This window comes from Algoriphagus alkaliphilus, assembly GCF_900103735.1.
GTDB classification, from domain to species: Bacteria; Bacteroidota; Bacteroidia; order Cytophagales; family Cyclobacteriaceae; genus Algoriphagus; species Algoriphagus alkaliphilus.
In genome coordinates this window covers 147,907-169,010 of the sequence record NZ_FMXE01000009.1, presented here as the reverse complement: position 1 = coordinate 169,010, position 21,104 = coordinate 147,907, and the positions used below count along the sequence as shown (strand labels likewise).

The 21,104-nt window shown below is 42.2% G+C and carries 20 protein-coding genes; 7 read left to right on the top strand and 13 right to left on the bottom strand.

Going from position 1 to position 21,104, the window contains the following annotated elements; translation table 11 throughout:
* Positions 1-28: 28 nt before the first annotated feature.
* From BLQ81_RS08285 to BLQ81_RS08275, 3 genes are all read left to right on the top strand, one after another.
* Positions 29-535 (top strand): hypothetical protein, encoded by a 507-nt coding sequence (locus tag BLQ81_RS08285; RefSeq protein ID WP_092729482.1) that lies wholly within the window; start codon positions 29-31, stop codon positions 533-535.
* A 65-nt stretch (positions 536-600) separates the two neighbouring features.
* Positions 601-1,702, top strand: a protein-coding gene (gene prfB / locus BLQ81_RS08280; protein WP_139183590.1) for a peptide chain release factor 2 whose coding sequence is annotated in 2 segments (ribosomal slippage) — positions 601-660 and positions 662-1,702 — 1,101 coding nt in all. Because the reading frame shifts where the segments join, the coding sequence is not laid out codon by codon here.
* 51 nt (positions 1,703-1,753) lie between these two features.
* The gene (locus BLQ81_RS08275) at positions 1,754-2,935 is read left to right on the top strand and encodes an MFS transporter (protein ID WP_092729480.1); all 1,182 of its coding nucleotides are present in this window, start codon (positions 1,754-1,756) and stop codon (positions 2,933-2,935) included.
* On the opposite strand, the gene BLQ81_RS08270 is transcribed toward BLQ81_RS08275, so the two are convergent.
* The 5 genes from BLQ81_RS08270 to BLQ81_RS08250 form a co-directional block, all read right to left on the bottom strand.
* Positions 2,929-4,278: a M24 family metallopeptidase gene (locus BLQ81_RS08270; RefSeq protein WP_092729479.1), complete on the bottom strand. Its 1,350-nt coding sequence runs from the start codon at positions 4,276-4,278 to the stop codon at positions 2,929-2,931. The two genes, BLQ81_RS08275 and BLQ81_RS08270, sit on opposite strands and share 7 nt — an antisense overlap.
* 58 nt (positions 4,279-4,336) lie before the next feature.
* Positions 4,337-5,704, bottom strand: a complete 1,368-nt coding sequence (locus tag BLQ81_RS08265) for an MATE family efflux transporter (protein WP_092729478.1) — start codon at positions 5,702-5,704, stop codon at positions 4,337-4,339.
* 4 nt (positions 5,705-5,708) lie between these two features.
* A complete protein-coding gene (locus tag BLQ81_RS08260; protein ID WP_092729477.1) occupies positions 5,709-6,251 on the bottom strand; it encodes an NUDIX domain-containing protein in 543 nt (180 codons plus the stop codon).
* Between the two features lie 58 nt (positions 6,252-6,309).
* A complete protein-coding gene (locus BLQ81_RS08255; RefSeq protein ID WP_092729476.1) occupies positions 6,310-6,792 on the bottom strand; it encodes an Lrp/AsnC family transcriptional regulator in 483 nt (160 codons plus the stop codon).
* A gap of 209 nt (positions 6,793-7,001) precedes the next feature.
* Positions 7,002-8,198 carry a tol-pal system protein YbgF gene (locus tag BLQ81_RS08250; RefSeq protein ID WP_092729475.1) on the bottom strand — a complete coding sequence of 399 codons (1,197 nt, stop codon included), beginning with the start codon at positions 8,196-8,198 and terminating at the stop codon, positions 7,002-7,004.
* Between the two features lie 79 nt (positions 8,199-8,277).
* Here BLQ81_RS08250 and BLQ81_RS08245 point away from each other — a divergent pair, with 79 nt between their 5' ends.
* Positions 8,278-8,925 (top strand): sulfate ABC transporter permease, encoded by a 648-nt coding sequence (locus tag BLQ81_RS08245; RefSeq protein WP_092729474.1) that lies wholly within the window; start codon positions 8,278-8,280, stop codon positions 8,923-8,925.
* On the opposite strand, the gene BLQ81_RS08240 is transcribed toward BLQ81_RS08245, so the two are convergent.
* Together BLQ81_RS08240 and BLQ81_RS08235 are read right to left on the bottom strand one after the other, a co-directional pair.
* Positions 8,922-9,068: a DUF2256 domain-containing protein gene (locus tag BLQ81_RS08240; protein WP_092729473.1), complete on the bottom strand. Its 147-nt coding sequence runs from the start codon at positions 9,066-9,068 to the stop codon at positions 8,922-8,924. The genes BLQ81_RS08245 and BLQ81_RS08240 overlap by 4 nt on opposite strands.
* Position 9,069: 1 nt before the next feature.
* Positions 9,070-10,539 carry an FAD-binding domain-containing protein gene (locus BLQ81_RS08235; RefSeq protein WP_092729472.1) on the bottom strand — a complete coding sequence of 490 codons (1,470 nt, stop codon included), beginning with the start codon at positions 10,537-10,539 and terminating at the stop codon, positions 9,070-9,072.
* Positions 10,540-10,578: 39 nt separating this feature from the next.
* Between BLQ81_RS08235 and BLQ81_RS08230 the strand changes: the two genes are divergently transcribed.
* Positions 10,579-10,863 (top strand): TIGR03643 family protein, encoded by a 285-nt coding sequence (locus tag BLQ81_RS08230; RefSeq protein ID WP_092729471.1) that lies wholly within the window; start codon positions 10,579-10,581, stop codon positions 10,861-10,863.
* A gap of 59 nt (positions 10,864-10,922) precedes the next feature.
* Here BLQ81_RS08230 and BLQ81_RS08225 read toward each other — a convergent pair whose 3' ends face one another.
* The 4 genes from BLQ81_RS08225 to BLQ81_RS08210 form a co-directional block, all read right to left on the bottom strand.
* Positions 10,923-11,258 (bottom strand): rhodanese-like domain-containing protein, encoded by a 336-nt coding sequence (locus BLQ81_RS08225; protein WP_092729470.1) that lies wholly within the window; start codon positions 11,256-11,258, stop codon positions 10,923-10,925.
* Between the two features lie 73 nt (positions 11,259-11,331).
* Positions 11,332-11,589: a hypothetical protein gene (locus BLQ81_RS08220; protein ID WP_092729469.1), complete on the bottom strand. Its 258-nt coding sequence runs from the start codon at positions 11,587-11,589 to the stop codon at positions 11,332-11,334.
* Positions 11,571-12,446 carry a sterol desaturase family protein gene (locus tag BLQ81_RS08215; protein WP_092729468.1) on the bottom strand — a complete coding sequence of 292 codons (876 nt, stop codon included), beginning with the start codon at positions 12,444-12,446 and terminating at the stop codon, positions 11,571-11,573. The genes BLQ81_RS08220 and BLQ81_RS08215 overlap by 19 nt, the downstream gene beginning before the upstream one ends.
* 5 nt (positions 12,447-12,451) lie before the next feature.
* Positions 12,452-13,258, bottom strand: coding sequence for a sulfite exporter TauE/SafE family protein (locus BLQ81_RS08210; protein ID WP_092729467.1), 807 nt, complete (start codon positions 13,256-13,258; stop codon positions 12,452-12,454).
* A gap of 440 nt (positions 13,259-13,698) precedes the next feature.
* Here BLQ81_RS08210 and BLQ81_RS08205 point away from each other — a divergent pair, with 440 nt between their 5' ends.
* Entirely contained in the window at positions 13,699-14,502 is an 804-nt protein-coding gene (locus BLQ81_RS08205) for a universal stress protein (RefSeq protein ID WP_092729466.1), read from the top strand.
* A gap of 70 nt (positions 14,503-14,572) precedes the next feature.
* Here BLQ81_RS08205 and BLQ81_RS08200 read toward each other — a convergent pair whose 3' ends face one another.
* Positions 14,573-15,229, bottom strand: a complete 657-nt coding sequence (locus tag BLQ81_RS08200) for a Crp/Fnr family transcriptional regulator (RefSeq protein ID WP_092729465.1) — start codon at positions 15,227-15,229, stop codon at positions 14,573-14,575.
* A 308-nt stretch (positions 15,230-15,537) separates the two neighbouring features.
* Between BLQ81_RS08200 and BLQ81_RS08195 the strand changes: the two genes are divergently transcribed.
* The gene (locus BLQ81_RS08195) at positions 15,538-16,800 is read left to right on the top strand and encodes an NAD(P)/FAD-dependent oxidoreductase (RefSeq protein WP_092729464.1); all 1,263 of its coding nucleotides are present in this window, start codon (positions 15,538-15,540) and stop codon (positions 16,798-16,800) included.
* 64 nt (positions 16,801-16,864) lie between these two features.
* Here BLQ81_RS08195 and BLQ81_RS08190 read toward each other — a convergent pair whose 3' ends face one another.
* Positions 16,865-21,088, bottom strand: coding sequence for a hypothetical protein (locus BLQ81_RS08190; RefSeq protein ID WP_092729463.1), 4,224 nt, complete (start codon positions 21,086-21,088; stop codon positions 16,865-16,867).
* Positions 21,089-21,104: the final 16 nt, after the last annotated feature.

The window sequence follows — 21,104 nt, the reverse complement described above, 5'->3', positions numbered from 1 at the left end:
CCTTCCCTTTTTTTGTTATTTTTCACTTATGAAGTTAAGCTTATTCATTGCGTATTTCTTTTTCATTCTAATAGGAGCGCATGCCCAAGGCAAAGATTTCCTGCTCCTGAAAAGAGGCAACAATCAAAAATCCCAATTGAGGTATTATCCGGGGGAATCCATCACTTACAAGAGTAAAAAGCTGGGATATTTTGTTACTGACCAGATTGTCAGTTTGGATACGGATTACATTTATCTCAAAGAGAATATTCTTAGTCCTTCCGATATTTTGGAAGTTGGAATCCGAGATAAAGATCCAAGAAACAGTACGCTCAGAAATCTGACAGCCCTATTTCTCGGGGCAGGTGGAATTTTAATGACCGTAGAGGCAGTAAACAGTATTTATCAACAAAATCAACTTCAAATCGATCAGGGAGTGGCAATCACTTCCGGGATTTTGATTGGTACGGGACTGGCGCTGTTGCCATTGCGTTATAAAACCTTCAAAAACACGACCGGATACGGCATTCAAATCATCCTGATGAGGATGGAATAGTTAAAGTTTGCTGGCAAAAGCGGAAATTTTTTTAGACTTTTGCACTTTAAATTTAACCTAGACAGATGACTTCAGAACAGCTGAAAGACTTGAAAGCCCGCACATCGGCTTTGAGGAGGTATCTTTGACTACGATCGTAAGAAAGCAGAAATAGAAGACTTCGAGGCCGTATCGGCCCAGGCAGACTTCTGGAATAACCCAGAAGAAGCCGAAAAAACAATGAAACTAATCCAAGTCCGTAAAGGCTGGACCAATTCTTTTGAAAGTTTGGATCAAAAAATCCAAGACTTGGATGTGCTGTATGAATTCTACAGCGCAGGTGAGGTACCTGAGGAGGAACTGAAGGCTGAGTTTTTGGCTGCAAAAGATGCTGTGGAAGAGTTGGAGCTCAAAAAAATGCTCTCTAATGAGGAAGACCAGCTCAATGCCGTACTTGAAATCAACCCAGGTGCCGGCGGTACTGAAAGCAACGATTGGGCTTCCATCCTGATGCGTATGTACATCATGTGGGGTGAAAAAAACGGGTATAAAGTCCGGGAAGTGGATGTCCAAGAAGGAGAAGTAGCGGGAATCAAGTCCGCGACTTTAGAATTCGAAGGACCGCTTGCTTACGGTTTCCTGAAATCCGAAACCGGCGTTCACCGCTTGGTACGAATCTCCCCATTTGACTCAGGAGGAAGAAGACATACGTCGTTCGCTTCCGTGTATGCCTATCCGGAAGTGGATGATACGATCGAGATTGACATCAATCCCGCAGACGTAGAATTGCACACTTCCCGTTCAGGTGGTGCCGGTGGTCAGAATGTGAACAAGGTGGAAACCAAAGTTCAGCTGACGCACAAGCCTACTGGAATCGTCGTAGTCTGTCAGATCGAACGATCTCAACTTGCCAACCGTGAAAAAGCGATGCAAATGTTGAAGTCCCGACTTTATCAGATGGAACTTGAGAAGCGAAATGCGGAGATCGCGCGAATTGAATCCTCAAAACTTCGAGTAGACTTTGGATCACAAATCCGAAACTATGTCCTTCACCCATATAAACTGGTGAAAGACAATCGAACCGGCCACGAAACTTCAGATGCGCAGAGCGTATTGGACGGCGGGCTGAATGAATTCATGAAAGCATTCCTACTCGCACAGAGTGAAGAAGAAGCAAAAAAAGATTAATTAAAAAGGCCGGAATTGTTTTCGGCCTTTTACTTTCCATTTCTAAACCGGATGCGCCCTTTACCCTCTTTTTACACGGTTGATTTTTTTCTGCTTTGCATTAGCTCCTTTCTCTTTTTCTCATCATTCAATATGATCATTCCCGAACTCCCGGCATACCTGAGTTCTCTGGGAGGAGAAGATTACAAAGGATTGATCATTGCTTTATTCACCCTTTCGGCTGGACTTTCCAGGCCGTTCAGTGGAAAATTAGCAGACAAAATCGGCCGGATTCCAGTGATGATGGTAGGTGCAACGGTCTGTTTTGTGGTAGGCTTGCTGTATCCGCTGTTGACCTTTGTTTCAGGATTCCTGTTTTTAAGATTTGCTCATGGATTTTCGGCAGGCTTCACTCCCACCGGCGCTTCCGCTTACGTTGCCGATATCGTTCCTTTTCAAAAAAGGGGGGAGGCCATGGGAATCCAATCGCTTTTTGGTTCGCTGGGAATGGCCGCAGGACCAGCTATGGGTGGCTGGATTGCGAGCATTTGGTCAATCAACACGGTTTTTTATTGCGCGGCTTTTACAGCGATTTTCTCTATTCTGATTTTACTCAAACTTAAGGAAACCCTTCAGGAAAAGGAGCCGATTTCCCTTAGCATGTTCAGGCTCAATCGGCATGAGATCATCGAAAAACGGGTCCTTTTACCTTCAATAATTTTATTTCTCTCAGTATTCTCTTTCGGAGTAGTTCTGACCATTATACCAGACTTTTCCACTTATCTTGGAATTAAAAATAAAGGATTATTCTTTGCTGTTTTTACTATTTCTTCTTTGGGTATCCGACTTATAGCAGGAAAGACTTCTGACCGATATGGACGAGTGGTAGTCCTGAGAGCAGCTGTAGTCTGTATGATGTTGGCGATGGTTGCGGTAGCTTATGCAGAAAGCAAGGCAGTATTACTCTCCTCAGGGGTTCTTTTTGGAGCTGCGGTGGGCATGTACAGTCCTACTACGACTGCTTGGGTGGTGGATCTTTCTTTGGATAAATTCAGAGGAAGAGCACTTGCGACAATGTATATCTTCCTGGAAAGCGGCATCGGCGTCGGAGCGGTGATCTCGGGATGGCTTTATGCAAACAATCCCGAGAATTTTAGACTCGTTTTCCTTGCTTCGGGAGGTGTTGCTTTTCTGGCATTTTTGATCTTATTTTTTATCAAAAGAGACCGAAAAACCTATTTAGCTCATCAATAACCCAAATAGTCGCTTACTCTCGGAATCGCTAAAATTGACTTCTGCCGGCCATTGTAATAGGTGACTTTTTTCCCGTCAAAGAAGGCGCCTTCTTCGAGCATCACCCTGACATCCTTGTTCCATTCTTTGACAAAAACAACGGCGTTCAACTCAATTGCATAGCCAGTATTGGCATGGAGTGGAAAATCACCTGCCCCAGGAGTATCACCCTGATTGTCCCACATGCCGATAGTGGGTCCGGCTGAGTGACCATAATAGCCCAAAGGATGCGTGTAAATGGTGCCACGAATTCCTTCTGTTTGCATCACCTTTCTCGCTTCTCTGAGAATCTCATTTCCTGTTCTTCCTGCCACATAGTTAGAGGTCAGAATGTCTTGTAGACGATTCCCTACAGCCAATGCATCCTGAAGGTATTTTGGCACTTCTGTTTCTCCTGCTTTCAGGACGTAAGCCAATTCCTGGGTGTCGGTATTTAGTCTCAAATACGTAATCCCAAAGTCAATGTGGAGCAAATCTCCCGGCATAATCACTTGCTCACTTGGCCTGACGGCGAAAGAACGGCTTGCCTCATCCGAAGCAGGATCCGGCCTTTGAATATCTACCGTTGGGTGAAACCAAGTATCCAACTTCATCTCCACTATTTTTTCCCTATAAAACCAAACCACATCCTCAGTGGTCGTCACGCCGGGAGTGATGACCCGATTAGAAAGCCCCTCAGCAATAATGTAGTGCGCTAATTCCTGAATATGCTTGTAGGTGGCCATTTCTGCCGGAGTACGCGTCTCAAGCCATCTCACAGCCAAAGTCTGAGCGGAAGTTACTTTAGCTTTATATTCTAAAGGAAGATTTTTAAGAAATTCCTCATGGTCAAAATGTGTCAAACCATCTGCATGACCATAATCCTTGGCAAAGTTTAGTCCTATCTTCTTAGGATTCTTTGCAGAAATGATTTCCATCAGTGCTTTCCATTGATCAGGCTGTGCTTCTGGATCCCATGCTTTTTTGAAGGATTTTCCCACGTCATATCGTGCTACTGCATAGGTTTCAACCTTTGCGGTTGGTGTTGGCTGATACATAACCAGAATAGTTCTTCTACGGGCAGCATGCCAAGTTGCAGGCAATAGCGTACGGATCACCGGGTCCTCATTGTACTCCCTAGACATCACAATCCACATGTCTATGCCTGTTTCAGTCATGAGACTTGGCAAAAGATTCTGAATTCGATCTTCCAACCAAGAATCGACCACTTCAGCCTGTGCACGCTGGGAAAGCACTGCTGGCTGTTGGGAAAAAGAGGAAACAGAGGTTAAAACCCCTAAAAAGAGTACTAAAAGTCGCTTCATAAAATTCAAATTAGTTTTGTTCGAATATAGCCCTTAGCCGCAAAAACAGAAGCTCCTTTTACGGAATTGATGAATGAACATGAGGAACCGGCTTCTCGAGTAGTCGCCTTTTGCTCAAGGCATGAAACCTGTAAAACAGGATCACCGCAGTGATGCTCAACCCTATCAGTAAGCCATACCAAATGCCCTTTTCAGCCATACCAAACTCAAAAGCGAAAAGATAACCCAAGGGTAATCCCAAAACCCAATAGGCCATCAGGGTCACTAATGTGGGAACTTTTACATCTTCCATTCCTCTCAATACTCCAAGCCCTACTACTTGTACCCCGTCAGAGAGTTGAAAAAGACCGGCAATGATCAGCAAGGAAGCCGCTAGGGCAATCACTTCCGGATCGTCGATGTATAAGGTTGGCAAGAAGAATCGGGCTGCGACAAAAAGCACCGCAGCACTGAACATGAAAACGATTACCATTCCAAACACCACCATACCCGCCTCCCGCATTGCTTTTGGGTTACCTTTTCCAATCTGATTACTTACCCGGATCATTCCAGCAGTAGCCAGGCCTGTCGCCATCATGTAGCTGATCGATGCTAAATTGAGTGCAATCTGATGTCCTGCCAAGGCATTTACGCCTATCCAGCCCATCATGATTGCAGCAGCACTAAAAGCTGAAACTTCAAAAATAAACTGAAAGCCTGTTGGCACACCGATTTTCAAGATCCTGTAAATCATGGGCAAACTTGCGTTCCGAATGGAAAGGCTGAATTGATAAATTTGATAGCGCTTCGAATACAGAATATAAGCCCCCATCAAAACCATCATTAAAATTCTTGAAATCAAAGTGGCAAGACCTGCCCCGTTCAATCCCAAGGCAGGTGCACCCAAATACCCCCAAATTAACACCCAGTTGAGAAATATATTGATCAAGTTGCAAAAAATGGTGATGTACATGGCTTGTTTGGTCTGCGAGAGCCCTTCTGCCATTTGCTTGAAGGTCTGAAAAACCATCATTGGAATCAGAGAAGCTGTAATTATGAGCAAGTAAGGAATCGCCAGAACTACGACATCCTCGGGTTGATTCAGAAAAAACAACCCCTGCGACAAGCCTAAAACAATTGCTGTAAGCAGAATGCTTGTTGCAAGATTGATCCACAAGCCATGGGTAAACAATCGGGAAATTCGTTTGATTTTCCCTTTTCCCTCCGCAATGGAAATCAAGGGGGTAATTCCCATGGAAATTCCAATTCCAAACATCATCAATACGAAAAAAATACTATTGCCCAAGGAAGCTGCTGCCAACGGTAATGCACCCAGCCTGCCCACCATCATGCTGTCTGCCACACCAACAGACACCTGTCCGAGTTGGCTCAACATCACAGGGTATGCCAGATGAAAAGTTGTATTTAAGTGATCTTTAAGAGTCATAGTATTAAAATCCCAATATTCTGGCGGCCTTTAATATTCCTGCTATGCTTAAACTATCTGTGATCTCACCGGACATCACCATATCAAGTGCTTCCTGAAAGGGAAGCTTTTTGACCTGAAGTACTTCCGTTTCCTCGAATTCAGTTTCGCCTTGAGTAAGATCTTCTGCCATATAGACGAAGCCCAGCTCATCGGTCACCGAATTCGAGGTGTGGATTTTCATGATTTGAGTCCATTTCTCGGCAGTTAATCCAGTTTCCTCTTTCAGTTCCCGTTTGGCGGATTCCATTAGATCCAACTCATTTGGCCCTCCACCCATGGGGATTTCCCAGGAATATTCCTTCAATGCATACCGATATTGGCCAATAAGCCAGGTATTCCCTTCCTTGTCAATCGGGATAACCCCTATTGCCCGATTTTTAAAATGAACAACACCATAAATCCCCTCTTTTCCGATAGGATTCACAATATCATGGTGCTCCATCCTTATCCAAGGATTTTCATATACTGTCGATACTTTTAGCGTTTGCCAGGGATTTTCCGTCATATTTTTTCAAAAAAAAAAGGGCGGTTGAGCCGCCCTAAATTTATTCTTAAATCCTTACTTACGCAGGAATTGGGAGCACTTTTGAATCTTTAAAGGTAGAGAGAATTACCATGGATTGCATGGAATCCACCTCTTTGATCTCAGAAACTTTTTCCAGCATCAATTTCTGATAGGCTGTAATATCTTTTGCAATGATCTTCAAAATAAAGTCACCTGTTCCAGTGATGTGATGACACTCAATGATTTCCTGAATTTCATTAATCTCCTTCATAAAGGCATCAATGTTTCCTTTGTTATGTCCTATTAAGCTTACCAACACAAAAGTGCTTACACCTAATCCAATTCTTTCCGGATCCAGTTTAGCATGGTAACTTTTAATTATGCCTGATTGCTCTAATTTTTTTACTCGCTCTAGAGTTGGGGCGGGAGAAAGTCCAATGTCTTTGGACAACTGGGCATTGGTGATTTTTGCATTTGCTTGAAGGATTTCAAGTATCCTGCGATCTATTTTGTCAAATTTTATTCTAACGTTATTATCCATGTCTTTCGGATTTACAAAATTTTATGTGGTACAAAGTTAATATAATTGATGAATGTTTTAAATTGATTTAACCCTTTTTGATAAGCGGAAATCAAAATAATGTTAATCTTTTGAAGGAAATCGGCAAAGAATACTGTTTAAACTCATTGCACACTTGAAAAAATTCAAATTATCTCCTGTTCTAGATCTCTAAAACGGGAGAAATTAAATTAAAGTTTATTCTTTTTGATAAAATCGCGAGCCTCTTTATGAGCGGGGTGTTTTCGCTTTGCATATTTTTTCACCTGGTCGAAATATTTTCGCGCCAGTTCTTTATTTTTCGACTCAGACTCCATTTTCCCAAGCTGAATTAAAGAATGCAAATAATATCCGCTCTCCTGAGATTCTGATTCCTCTCCATAAGCGACTGTCTTCAAGTAGTATTTTTTTGCTTCGGCTTTATTGCCGATCCGATTATTATATTCAGCAACATAAAAAGCTGCGAATCTTCCACTATTCGATTCGTAGCCGTATTGCCGCTGCTCGATTCTGTCTAAAATCTCAACTGATTTTTCCACAGACTCCGTCCATCGTCCTACTGTGTAGAGGTGCCGCGCATATGAACGGTGGAAATATGGATTATTTGGAAATTTTGTATGCAGATATTCCGAAATTCTCAAGGCATCATAAGGCCGTTTTTCTTCAGAAGCATACAATCGAAAAAGAAAATATTGCGCTTCAACTCGGGTGTAAAAAGCATTTGAAGCCACAGTTTCTAACTGCTGAAGCCCCAATTGTTTATTTCCTTTTGGAAAAAGTGCCATCACGGGCTTGAGTATTGGATAATTCTCAGGGATCCACACTGAAAAATAATTAAACAATGCATCACCTAATAATAGCTCGGGATTGAATTCTTCTTCACCCCTACTCAGTTCCATATATTTCAGCGCATTTCTTCCAGCCCAAGTTGCTTTAGTCCAACTCTTCCTTTCACTATATAACCTTCCCTGAAAACCATATCCTGCCGCTAAAAAGAACGCAGCCTCTTTGTTCTTAGGATCTTCTTTATACATCCGCTCTGCTTTCTCATTTGCACGATCGAGGTATTGAATAAAAATTTTATCGAATTTGGTATTGGTCACATCAACCTCGATTCGCCACCAATAGCCCAAAGCCATCAAAAAATCAGGGAGCGGGTGTTCCGGATATTGGTACATAATCACTGCAAAATCCCGTTCGGCAGTCACAAAGTCAAAATCATACATGCTATTGATTGACTTGGTTACGCGGTATTGCAGACCTTTATCGAGCAACAGATACCCCGATGGATTGGCCGGCACGGCAGGGTCACCTGCCTGGGCAAAAATCTGGCATGAAACCAACATTAACAACAAACTCGAAATTACTTTCCAAACAGGACTAATCATTACTTTCTTTTGGTTCTGATTGCAAAATTAAGGCGAAATCCAAACAATCATTTAGATTTGGTTACTTTAACAATTGAAAATGGCAAAACCCACTTCACCGTTAGCACAACGACTGAAAGAGCTAATAGATTTCGATAAACGAATTTATTTTTTTCTACTTCTGATCATTTTTTTGGTCATCCGGTACTTGACCAACACGCTGATCCTTGAATCAATCCCCGGCTATGAATCGCTGGAATCACAGGGAGGCTTGATGTTTTTCCATATTTTCAATTCTCTTGGCTACGTATGGACGCCATTTGCATTGCTTTGGAAGTTCACGGTAATTGCTTTTCTGTTTTGGTCTATGGGCCTAATGGTAGGATACAAGGCCAATTTTAAAGAACTGTGGCGATTTGCTTTGGTAGCTGAGATGGTCTTTATTTTTCCTGAGCTACTCAGATTACTGGTTTATATGAATCCTTCCAGCAGTGTCAGCTATTTCGATATTCAAAATTTCGAACCGCTTTCAGTGCTTTGGCTCGTTGGGCCAAGTAATGTCGCGGAAAAGTTTCATTATCCGCTTTCTGTCCTCAATGTATTCGAATTGATCTATGGTGCAATCTGGGTATTGGGTTTTCACTCTATAAGCAGGAGAACTATCGAAGAAAGTGCTTTAGTTGTGCTGATCGCCTACTTCCTTCCGCTTCTTCTTTGGCTTGGATTCTATATTGGGGCATACCGCTAAGCTTTTCGAAATTTTTTGGCATCACCACTGCAGCGCTGTGAACAATATTTCACCTCTTCCCAGTTCTTTTCCCACTTTTTCCTCCAAGAAAAGGGCCGCTTGCACACTAGGCAGGTTTTTTCAGGTAGATGTTCTTTTTTCATATTAAGCCCAGCGATTGGGTAAGGTATGCTTTTCTACAATGCGATTTGATTCCTTCACGACCTCAGGATCCTTTTGTGCTCCCCAAATTCGATTACGAGCCGCTGCAGCTGCCATTTCAGAATTCACCAAGGGAAATGGATAATCTGAGCCCAACTTAAACCCTAGACTTTGCTGCTCCATAGGAGTTAATTCCCAAGGAGTATGAATCAGCGTATTGGGCAATTTGAATAATTCAGGCACCCATTTTCTGATAAATATCCCATCTGGATCGTGATCTTGAGATTGTTTGATTGGATTATAGATCCTTACGGTATTGATCCCCGTCACACCAGCCTGCATTTGCAGTTGGGGGTAATGAATGCCAGGCTCAAAATCCAAAAACATCCTAGCCAAATGATTTTTGCCGGATCTCCAATCCTGAGCAAGATGATGCGTAAGAAATGAAACTACCATCGCACGCATTCGGAAGTTGAGATAACCAGTCTCTCTCAGGCAGCGCATACTGGCATCTACCAAGGGAAAACCTGTAAGTCCGTTTTCCCATGCAGCAATCCAATCCTTTCGCTCCTCATATTCAAATTTGAAAAAACCCCGATTAATGGGTTCAAATTCCATCCGACTTTCTGACTCAAACTTCTGAATAAAATGGCAATGCCATCGGAGTCGGGATTGGAAGTTGGTGAAGTTTCTAGATTGAAATCCAGCAGTGGACTTTAACTCCGAAAGCTGGTAAACTTCCCGAATGGAGAGACAGCCCCAAGCCAAATAGGGTGAAAGGCGACTACAACCTTTACGACTGAGTTCAGGCTTGCTGATGTGTCGGTTGTAGTTTTTGACCCGATCATCCAGGAAGGTTTTGAGGTACATTCGTGCTTTGGATTCGCCACCTGGCTGCATCTGAGGATGTGGCGTTTTCCATGCCTCCGGGATGGGCCTTTGCGGATGTGATTCCCAAAACCGCCTTGAAAGAGTGAAAAATACCGCTTTTTTCAAATCTGTATTTTTGAGTGAAGTTTTTGCAAAGCCAAACCATGAATTTCTCCAGTGCTCGCGGTTTTTTCTGCCACGCTGTACCCCTTGTTGGGTATATTCCTTCCATTCGATTCCGCTTTTTTTAAAAAAATCAGCCATTTGCAAATCTCGATCAAAAGTGATTTTAATGCCGGTTTCCTGATGGGAATAAACAGCTTGGATTTGAACTTCCTGGCTCAGCTTTTCAAAGACATCCCATGCTTCTGAGTAAAAAACAGCAACTGAGGCTTGAAAAGACTTCAGCCGTGCATTAAGATCTTCCAGACTTTCCCATGCAAATCTCCAATGGCGAAGGTCACTTTGCGGAGCTGCCACCAAGCTTGGCTCAAAGCAATAGATCAGCAACACCGGAAATCCTGCAAAAATAGCTTCAGTTAAAGGCTCATGATCACTTAACCTGAGATCTCTTTTAAGCCATACGATGGAAATTTTATTCACTTATAGGAAACTTTCAGTGCTACGTAAAGTTTGACTGACATGACAAAAATTAAGGAACTATCGATCGAGGATATCGAACGGATCATAGAGATGGCTTGGGAAGACAGAACTCCTTTTGATGCCATACTGGGTCAATTTGGTATCACCGAGGGGGAGACTATCGAAATCATGCGTCGGAACATGAAGCGAAGTTCCTTCAAAATGTGGCGCGCACGCGTGCAGGGACGTGCTACAAAACATCTGAAAAAAAGTCCTGATGACATGGATACGTTTCATTCACGGATGCAGCGGGGAATTGCCCTGAACAAAATATCAAAAAGATAAAAAAAGTGAGCCGAATGACTCACCTTTTTTAACTCTAAACCCAAAAATTAACCTAAAATTCAAACCGTCTCAAATGGCCATCGCATGATACCTCCGGAGAGATTTTTTAACTTTTCAAAGCCAAGATCAGCCATTATATCACAGGCTTGACCGCTTCGGTTTCCACTTCGGCAATACAGAAGGTATACTTTATCTTTTGGAAGATTTTTTACCTGATTGGCAAATGAAGCGGACATGATGTCGAGATTTCTTGCTCCTCTAATTTTTCCTCCGGTAAACTCCCCGGCGGTCCTTACATCGATGATTACAGTATCAGGCTGAAGCATCATATCATGGAAAGTGCCCGATGGGATGTCTTCGTATTTTTTTGTTTTTGCGCTAAAGAAGTTGAACATGGCTGTATTATTTTTCTTTCAAATTTACAGGCTCAACTACCACCGAATCAGTAATAAAAGTCACTGGAGCACCTTATAGCGTTTTGACTTTCACTCTTTTTTTAATTTCAATTATTGCGAGACGAATTGCCAAAATCCATGGAAATCCATGAAAGAGAAAATCTCCCCAATCCATCAATTCCATCCCTACCGCACCTCCGGAAATCCATTTGATTTTACCCCAGATATGTGGTTCAGGGAAAAATGGTGCCAATCCCAAGGTGGCACAAAGAATAAGGACTGTGCTCCAAGAATTGAGTGGGTTGATTTTTGCTAATTCTTTTTGTTCCATGGGTAGGTAATCTGTGACCAGAAAGTCTTTGGGAATTCTTCGATATGATCAAAGCCTAGCGGCTCATTTTCATTTTCATTGGGGATGTAAGCGGTACCAAACAAATAATCCCAAAGACTCAGCGAGATGCCATAGTTGACACCATGGCTACCTACCGGCAAATTCTTGGCATGATGCCATAGGTGCATCACTGGATTGTTGAGCAAATATTTTAAAGGACCATATGTGATTTTAACATTTGCATGGTTAAGGTGACCGATGGCGATCGTAACTATATGTAATATGAAAAAATCAGCCAAGCCAAACCCGATCATTGCCAACGGGATGTATTGAATTGATTTATAAACAATAGTCTCCATCCAGTGGTACCTTAGGTGCGCAGCAAATCCCATTTGTGTCACCGAGTGGTGAACTTTATGAAACTCCCATAGCCAGGGATTATGATGCAGCAAGCGATGAACATTCCATTGAATGAAGTCAGCAATCACAAACATTAGAAGAAATTGTGCCCATACAGGCCAATTTCCAACCTGAATAGCAACCATATTTTCAATTCCAAACAATCCAAGGAAGTCATTGAATGCCTCCACGGCGACATTTGAAACTGAATTGTATACAATCAGTGAAAAGATGAAAAAGTTGAAAAACATATAAAATCCGTCCAACCAGAAATCTTCCCTAATCGCTGCCTGATTTTTTCGCCATGGAAAAATCAATTCTACCATCCATACGATTACTGAAAGGCCAACCAACCACCAGAAGTAATTATGCCAAGACGGACGTAAAATCTCCGAGCTGAGGTAATTCCAATAGCCATAATAGCCATCCAGAAAGATTTTGAAATATTCTTGAAACATCTTGATTAAAGTGCTAATAATTCCTTGGCAAGGATATAAATACCCATAACTAAGACAAACCATCCAAAACCTGTTTTCAGAATTTTTTCATTGATTCTCTTAGAAAGAGCACTTCCTATAAATATTCCGACGATGGACAAGCCAGTAAAAATCAGCAATATCTTCCAATCTATCGTTTGGGTGGAAAGATCACCCAAAAATCCAATCAGTGACTTTGCTGCAATTATCAACAGGGATGTACCCACAGCCATTTTCATCGGAAGCCTTGCCAAAAGCACCAAGGCAGGGATTATCAAAAATCCTCCCCCCGCACCTACTATTCCTGTTATCAATCCAACAACGGAACCTTCCAATGCGATCATTGGATAATTGAATTTGATTTCTTCGTTTTCATCGCAGTCTTTGCATTTTTTCCCGGTAATCATGGAAATAGAAGCGGCAAGCATGATCAAAGCAAAAAAGACCATTATTCCAACATTCTTGGTGACTGCAGTATCTCCTAATGTGAAAAGCGGATCAGGAAGCCATGGCACAAGAAATTTACGAGTGAGGAAAACAGCGATAAATGAAGGAATCGCGAAAACTATAGCTGTTTTGTAATTGACAAGGCCCTTTTTCATAAAAGTCCCAGCTCCTACTAGGGATGTCGAACCCACCACAAATAAAGAATAGGCAGTCGCCAAAACCGGATCAACATCGAGAATGTACACCAATACCGGAACAGTCAAAATTGAGCCCCCACCTCCGATCAAGCCTAAACTTACGCCTATAATAACTGCAGCGGCAAAACCAATTAGAGTAACAACGTCCATTTTCTTTTTTTAAATTAATCTGCCACAAAAGTAAAAAGCTTGGAATGCCCAAAGCAGTGACAATTGTTACAATAAATGGGATACTAAAGGAATCCAATGTTTTGTGAAAGAATTGTTAAATCATTCATTTACATGATAATTATCCTATTTTTTCTCAATTTGGAAATTTAATTTTCCAAAATTAAATCCGTTATGAGTTCGAGCCTTTCTGCCCAAGGCATGAAGGTGTGGAAATTAAAAAACATATTATAATTGCATGAAATGCCCATGAGAAAGGCTTCTCACACAGGGGAATGATTATCCAGGGCATTCCATCTGACCATTAAAAAACAAAATATAAACACATGAAATCGAGCATGACCCTTTCGGTGTCACACAGAGGGATGATTATTCACCATGCGAAGATTCCATCTGACCAATAAAAATCAAATTATAAACAGATGAAAATAATAGTTCCTATCGACTTCTCGGAAAATTCCATTAAAGCGCTTGAATTTGCTATTTCAATGGCAGACAAAAAACATGGAAAAATAACTTTAGTCCACGTCATTAAAGTAGTCTACGACTTTGCCTCTCAGGCAGCGATCGCGGTGGACTCCATGGTTAAAGACGGAGAAAAGCTCCTCAAAGAAATCACAGAAAAATACAAGGCCTCCAAAGTGGCGATCGATTACCTGATTTTAGAGGGTAATACTTCAATCAGTGTTGCGCGAATCGCTGATGAGATCAATGCGACGTTGATTGTAATGGGTACCCAAGGGGCAAGTGGAATAAAAAAAGCACTAATCGGAACCACTACAGTTAACTTGATAAAAGAAGCTAATTGTCCGGTGTTAGTTGTCCCTGCAAAAGCCAATGTTGGAGAGATCAGGAAGGTAACACTTGCCTTGGAATTTGCGAACCATGAGGAGAAATTCATTGATTGGATCGTTGACATGAGCAGGCGTTGGGAACTAAACCTTGAAATCCTCCATGTTCAAACTGTCAAAGGATTCAAGGAGCAGCTCTCCATACTGGGTATAGAGGGATTTCTTCAAAAGAAATACCCAGACTTGCAAGTAAAAATTCACACTTTCTATGCAGAAAGTGCTTCTCAAGGACTGGATTTATATCTACAAGAACACGACAATATGATCTTGGTCATGTGTCATGAGCACAAAAATCTTTGGGATCAAATCGTACAAAAAAGCCAATCCATCCAAATGGCCTATCATACTCACATCCCTCTTTTAATCATGAATTAAAGTCTAAAACCTAAAAAGCCTGAATCATCATTTCTGATTCAGGCTTTTTTATGATTTGAGAAAGCAATTTTTACTTACTGATCAATTCTTCAAAATCGTCCCGGATGTAAATTACATTTCGACCGAGTTCTATCCACTTTTTCTTTTCCAATTGCTTCAGAAGTCGGGATATTACTTCTCTGGAAGTACCAAGTTCATTCGCGATTTCCTGATGGGTGGTATGTAATTCATTGGCTTTATGCTGTTTCATTTTAGTAACAATGTAACGCATGAGTCGCTCATCCATTCGTTTAAAAGCCACTGCATCAAGCGCTACCAACAATTCCTGAAAGCGCATTTGATAAGTACTTGACACAAAATCTTTCCATTGCTTGTATTCATTCGAAAACTGCTCGTGAACTTCTATCGGAATAAAAATCATCACAGCTTTGTCCTCAACGACAGCCTTTATTTCACTCGGACGAGAGGCAGTACAGCAGGTTAACGAAAGTGCGCAGGTTTCGCCCTGATCGATGTAATAAAGAAATAATTCTTTTCCTTCATCATCCATCCGCATGATCTTGACAGAACCTTCAATGACAATCGGCACAGCTTTGATAAACTGCCCGGGTTCCATTAAAATCTTTCCGGATTCGAAGTTTATCACTTGACCTTTGTCCAAAATCGCTTGAAGCAATGAGGGATCAGTGATATTTGGTAGTGCTTGTTTTAATTTTTCTATTGTCATTTTATCGTACTAGAATACAAAAATGAAATTAACTTAAAATTGAATTTAGTGATAAAAATCACTTTAGTCTAGTATTCCCTTCCAACAACCTATCGAAGGGTTCAAATCATTTTATTGAGTGACATTCATCACAATTTTTCCTTTTAGGTAAGCTTAATTTCATGGAAAAGAAACCCAATATTATGAAGTCGAGCCTGCCTGAGGCAGACAGGCATGACTCAAAAGTCACAAACTGGGATGATTAGCAAGCATGCGAAATTCATGCCGATAGCTATCGGGATGGCATTTAAAAAATAAATTATAATCATATGAAACACTACCAAATTTTAATAATAGGTGGAGGAACCGCAGGAATTACCATAGCAGCCCAGCTAAAACGGAAAGATTCCAACCTCCAGATCGCGATCATTGAGCCCTCTTCAAAACATTATTATCAGCCTGCTTGGACTTTGGTGGGCGCGGGGACTTTTGATTTCAAAGAAACGGAACGCGATGAGGTCGATTACATTCCCAAAGGTGTAGATTGGATACAGGACAAGGCTACTGGAATTGACCCTGATTTAAACAAAGTCAGTACCGCTAATTCGGGTGAATTCAGCTATGATTATTTGATCCCTGTCCCGGGATTGGTCATGGCACCGGAGCTTTTACCTGGCTTAACTGAGGCAATGGATAAAGGCGTCGTTTGTTCTAATTATACGGATCCAGAACATACTTGGGAAGTTCTTAAGAATTTCAAAGGAGGTAATGCTGTTTTCACTCAGCCTACTACCCCGATCAAATGCGGCGGAGCTCCACAAAAAATCATGTATATGGCAGAGGAGTATTTCAGAAAATCAGGTGTTAGAGACAAGACAAACGTACTGTTTGCCACACCGGGAACTGTAATTTTTGGAGTACCTGAGTTTGCAAAAACATTAAATAAAATCATCAATGAGCGAAATATAATTTTCAAGCCATTTTACGCTCCTGTTAAAATAGATCCTGAAAAACAGGAAATTTACTTTCAATATTCTAATCCAAAAGAGAGCAATATTCCAATTATGGAAGGAAATCCGCTTGGTGAAGAAATAATCGGAGCCACAGAGATCAAGGTTAAGTACGACATGCTTCATTTGGCCCCACCCCAAATGGCTCCTAAATTCATTCAAGAGTCTAAGGTTTCAATCCAAGAAGGGCCGGGAAAAGGATGGATAGACGTAGACATCCACACGATGCAGCACAAGCGTTATCCTAATATTTTTTCAATCGGAGATGTAGCAAGTTTACCTACCGCCAAAACCGGGGCTGCTATTCGTAAGCAGGCGCCTGTCCTTGTGGAAAACCTACTAATGCTCCTCAAAGCCGGAAAAGTAGGTGAAAAATCCTACAACGGATATTCCTCTTGTCCAATCGTAACTGGCTACAGCAAAATGCTCCTTTGCGAATTTAAGTACGACAATATCATAGATAGCGACCCTTTGATTTCCACTTTCGTGGACACCACTAAGGAGCAATACAGCATGTGGCTTTTGAAAAAATACGGACTTCCGTTTATGTATTGGAACTTGATGCTACGAGGTAAAGCTTAACACCAAGTAGTGAAAATCCCGGCCAGAGACGGTCGGGATTTATTTTTTTGATCAGCCTAGCAACTTATACACATGTAGGGCAACAGACAAAAGGCACTTTTGTCAATGGGGAAGTTCTTAAGATTCGGAAATTACCCAGATTATCCCCAAGGTTAACCCGATCATCAGCCACAGGCCTTCCTGCTTCCATCATTCGATTAGCAGCCATCATAAGTTCATTGCTTTGTAAAGATTGACTTCTCGGGTTAAAATAGTTGATGTGTTGAAGCAGATTTGTGATATTCCCAAAAACTTCAACTACCAAGACACTCAAGGAACTGTCTTCAGGCAGACCCAAATCGATCAAGTAGTCAGCAATTTCTTGGGAAGTAAATACGGCAGTTCCCACAGGATGCGATTCTCTGATGTTTGCGAAAAAAGTAGCCGACGAGAGTTGCGCTTGATTAGCTTCAAATAGGCCCTTCCCATATTTTGGCAAATCAGGCTTGAAATAGGATCTCTCGGTAAGTTCATTTATCCTTTTCAGGTCCTTTGGATCTGTATTCGCCCTTACATCTATTTTCATCCTTCGCTCCGCTAGCAAAATATTCCGGTGATCTAACCCGTCAGCCTGATGCACTTGGGCATAAAGCAAGGTCCAGAGGCTGGTTCTTGGAGGTTTGGATGTGACATTTTTCCCCTGGAACACCGCCTTGGCAAATGGTGCTGAGACATACATGTGGTTCTCATTTCTATTCAGGGAGCACAGCAAAGTGGGAACTGGATGCTGCATTCCTGTCACGCGAAGCTCTCTGCCAAATCTAGCCTGTGCCGTTGACCAAAGGTTACCTTTAGGTATTCCACCGATGACTTCAAATTCCTGAACAGTGCTAAAAGTCAAGGCTCCAAGCTGATCATCCTCCTTTTCCCGATCAATAAAATGTGCATGCCCCACTCTGAATTCATAGGTAAAAAATCCGAACATTTCCGGGCTCTCCGAATGAAGACCCGCAGGAATCGGCAGCAAATAATGTCGATCGCTGTCAGTGGATTTGATCATCATTTGCATGGCATCGATCCCGGATTTATCATCACTTTGACCGGGGATAATTCTCCGAATCACTTCTGGGTCAAGGCTGAGCGATGCTTCTTCTGGAACCTGAAATAGGTCCTCTGCATTATTCGAAATCAACTGGTCCGGAGCATTGGCCAGCATCCTGCAAAAATATGCGTCATCCGGATTCTGGATCGGCTCCTCAAACTCTACCCAAAGAAATCGCCTCCTCGCCTCGGTTTTACTGTAATCCTCCGCTCTTTCATAAGGCGAAAATGCTAATCCGACACTGACAATTTTCGGAGTTTGAGAAGGAATCAACACAGTTGGTAACTTTAGCAAATCAGTTTTCACAACGGGAGCAGCGGCATGGCCTTTTTTCATTTTTGGCACTATGGCATATTCCGCCCAAAGCTCATCCGGATACCTCGGCTCATTAGTAACTGGTTTATTTCTTTCATTTTTTGGTTCAAGCGCATCGATGTAAATAACCCGTGTATACCCTCTGTTTATGGAATCAAAATTGTCGGGCTGCAAAGCCTCGAAAGAAACCGTATGCTTGATTTCAATGTCATCGAGGTAGTTATTTACTCGGATTTCATTTTGAGGTTCTCTTCTGAAACGATGCTTTCGCTGAATCACAAATGCCACATCTTCATGTCCATCCCAAGTCCAATCCCGGTTGAGTTGGTAACTTAGGCAGGTCATCCAATGATAATAGAGATCGGATTTCGTGGCGAAAGTAATACTACTGCCATCCGGAGCTAGTGAGTGTCGAATTCTTGAACTGCATCCAAAAGCAACTCGCTCACCTTTTTTAGCCATTAAGGTCAATCCTTTGGATTCCAATCCAAGCGCATCCGCCATTCGCTTGACTACATCAGGCTGATCATTTTCAGATTTACGTCGAAGTCGGGCTCCAATGGTTAGTTGTTTGAGCGTAGGGATAGGATCTGGCTTGAGGTAAAGTGCCTGAAGTTCTGGGACATTTTTGTAAGGGACTAAAAGGTCTGCTTCGCTTTGAGTCTCCTTGTAGAACATCAATTGTTGGGTTTTACCAAATCGACTGTCTTTATCCTCGTCAGAATCGACATGGCCAAAATAGACAAAATCCTCCTCTTCTGAAGTTGCCACTGCCCGTAACGACACCCTAACTTGGCGCCCTGTCGGGAGGACAAGTGCAGACGCTGAAAGTTGATCAAACAAAAGCTTTTGAGATAAAAAAGGGTCCGCAGCTTCCCCTAAATTGAGAACTGGTACGTCGATAAAATTTATGGGGAGATCAATTTTTCCTTCAAAATCTGATGGAAAATCCCATTCCCTCGAATACAAAGGGATGTAACTATCCTGGCCGGACAGACTGAGCTGGGTATCCATTCTTAAAGATTTCACCTCCACCAGAATTTTAACTTTGGTAACATCAGGATCGGGAAGGGCGGGTTTTAACCCCTCACCAACCGGTAATGCCTTCAACATCGCAACTGGATCCATACCTCTCTTCTGATACTTGTCCGTAAATACTACCGCAGGATATTCTAAAAGTGGCCGTTCGATAGTCAAAACAATATTGCCATTGAATTCAGAGTCCGCTGTATCAATTGAATTGAAAAAATTTACCCGATGGGTTCTGTAATTCTCGGGTTTATCGATTCTCAGCATACCCGGATTGACAAATCGTTTGAAGGCAACTGAGGTCTCGGGACTTGGGGCAGAATTCAGTGGTATGTCATCCAGCAAAGGACCTCCACCGGAAATATCAGCCATTCGGATCCTGAATCGATAGGAGTTCCCATACCTCAGTAAGGTTTTAATTTCCCCGGGCGCTAAGGCGCGATTTGGGGCAACTTTACCGGCTTGTAATCCACCCTGTTCTTTACCATGGTCCTGATCAGTTCTGTAAATCTCCATAGCATCCCTATCTTCAGTAGCCAAGCTTTTACCGATCCAATAGGCATAGTACATTGGAAGCCAGTATCCCGCGCTTTTCGGCCCGGCGATTTTGGTAGGGTAAACTTGATAAGGAAGTTCTACTTTTTGCTCTGAAAAGGATTCGATTAACTCCTCTTGAGATTTATTTACACGAATGACGTTTAGGCTTTCCCATTCAGTTCCTTCCTCTACCTTTTTGACATCGATATGGTATCCCATCACTCCCAAAGCTGCGTCAAGCCGTTTGTTGGATCCTGGTGCATCTCCCGGATTTTCCAAAATCTGCCTGAGGTACCACACCAAAATCTGCTCATCATCCCAACCTAGGCGAATTCCTGAATCCGACTGAGGAGGAAGACCATCTGGTTTTTCCTTGAGCAAATTCCCGCTTTCAGCCTGATTGGCATGGACAATTTTAGCGAAGCCATCATTATAAAGATGCGCTTCGAGAAATAATTCATCCCAAGGTCCGGGAGGAACAGGTTCGGTAGCATCGCTTGGTTTTTGAAACAAAACCGGAAACAAAACTGGAGCAAAAACTGGTCTTTTGTCACCAATTTTGAGATCAGGGATCTTCGCAGCATATCGCTTAACCAATGGACCGTCTGCTATTTTCAGCAATTCTCCCTGGGCCAAATCATACTTGTCCCCAAAAATTTCAGCATAGAGATATCCACCGTTTTCAAACCATCCCGGTTCGACTTTCAGTTTTACTTCGTAGATCATTCCGCAGGCTTTCGCCAGTAGGGGCTGCCTAAGGATCGTAGCAAATACCTTCCCCCAACTTATGTTGGATTTGGGTTTATAATTCTCAATTAGTTCCACTTTATCCCTGACGGCACATTCGTAGGAATCATCAGTTACAGCGTTTGGATGCCGAGGCACTGTAAAGTTAAAGCGGCTTCTGTAAGATAAGGGCAGGTATTTTTTTATTCCCTGCTTTCCAGATTCAGCAAGGTGTACAGGATCAGGAAGCTTGTCTGTAGTGTCGGAAATTTCAACCTTAAAAGATTTTGCAACGCGTGAGATGAAGTCTGCCTTATTACTTGCAGGTATGATGTCCACTTTTCTTAGAATTGGTTTTCGGCTTTCTGCAGTTGCATTGCTCAAAGGAAAATCATCTGTACCTCTTACTATTGCCAGTTGAAATTCAGGATTAAGATTTGCAAACCCAGTCACTTCAGAAGGAAAGGGATTGGAAAGTCCGGTAGGCCAGGGCATGAAGGGGTCATTATTTCTAGGCACTACGACAATGTTGACAGTCAATTCTTCCCCATCAAATCGCTGGGGAAAAGTCATCAGGGTAAGAATTCTTTTTGGTTCCATGTTGAAAAGATTTAGG

Coding starts and splice junctions, on each gene's coding strand:
- BLQ81_RS08285 (WP_092729482.1), top strand. CDS start 29: ATGAAGTTAAGCTTATTCATTGCGTATTTCTTTTTCATTCTAATAGGA.
- BLQ81_RS08275 (WP_092729480.1), top strand. CDS start 1,754: ATGCGCCCTTTACCCTCTTTTTACACGGTTGATTTTTTTCTGCTTTGC.
- BLQ81_RS08270 (WP_092729479.1), bottom strand. CDS start 4,278: ATGAAGCGACTTTTAGTACTCTTTTTAGGGGTTTTAACCTCTGTTTCC.
- BLQ81_RS08265 (WP_092729478.1), bottom strand. CDS start 5,704: ATGACTCTTAAAGATCACTTAAATACAACTTTTCATCTGGCATACCCT.
- BLQ81_RS08260 (WP_092729477.1), bottom strand. CDS start 6,251: ATGACGGAAAATCCCTGGCAAACGCTAAAAGTATCGACAGTATATGAA.
- BLQ81_RS08255 (WP_092729476.1), bottom strand. CDS start 6,792: ATGGATAATAACGTTAGAATAAAATTTGACAAAATAGATCGCAGGATA.
- BLQ81_RS08250 (WP_092729475.1), bottom strand. CDS start 8,198: ATGATTAGTCCTGTTTGGAAAGTAATTTCGAGTTTGTTGTTAATGTTG.
- BLQ81_RS08245 (WP_092729474.1), top strand. CDS start 8,278: ATGGCAAAACCCACTTCACCGTTAGCACAACGACTGAAAGAGCTAATA.
- BLQ81_RS08240 (WP_092729473.1), bottom strand. CDS start 9,068: ATGAAAAAAGAACATCTACCTGAAAAAACCTGCCTAGTGTGCAAGCGG.
- BLQ81_RS08230 (WP_092729471.1), top strand. CDS start 10,579: ATGACAAAAATTAAGGAACTATCGATCGAGGATATCGAACGGATCATA.
- BLQ81_RS08225 (WP_092729470.1), bottom strand. CDS start 11,258: ATGTTCAACTTCTTTAGCGCAAAAACAAAAAAATACGAAGACATCCCA.
- BLQ81_RS08220 (WP_092729469.1), bottom strand. CDS start 11,589: ATGGAACAAAAAGAATTAGCAAAAATCAACCCACTCAATTCTTGGAGC.
- BLQ81_RS08215 (WP_092729468.1), bottom strand. CDS start 12,446: ATGTTTCAAGAATATTTCAAAATCTTTCTGGATGGCTATTATGGCTAT.
- BLQ81_RS08210 (WP_092729467.1), bottom strand. CDS start 13,258: ATGGACGTTGTTACTCTAATTGGTTTTGCCGCTGCAGTTATTATAGGC.
- BLQ81_RS08205 (WP_092729466.1), top strand. CDS start 13,699: ATGAAAATAATAGTTCCTATCGACTTCTCGGAAAATTCCATTAAAGCG.
- BLQ81_RS08200 (WP_092729465.1), bottom strand. CDS start 15,229: ATGACAATAGAAAAATTAAAACAAGCACTACCAAATATCACTGATCCC.
- BLQ81_RS08195 (WP_092729464.1), top strand. CDS start 15,538: ATGAAACACTACCAAATTTTAATAATAGGTGGAGGAACCGCAGGAATT.
- BLQ81_RS08190 (WP_092729463.1), bottom strand. CDS start 21,088: ATGGAACCAAAAAGAATTCTTACCCTGATGACTTTTCCCCAGCGATTT.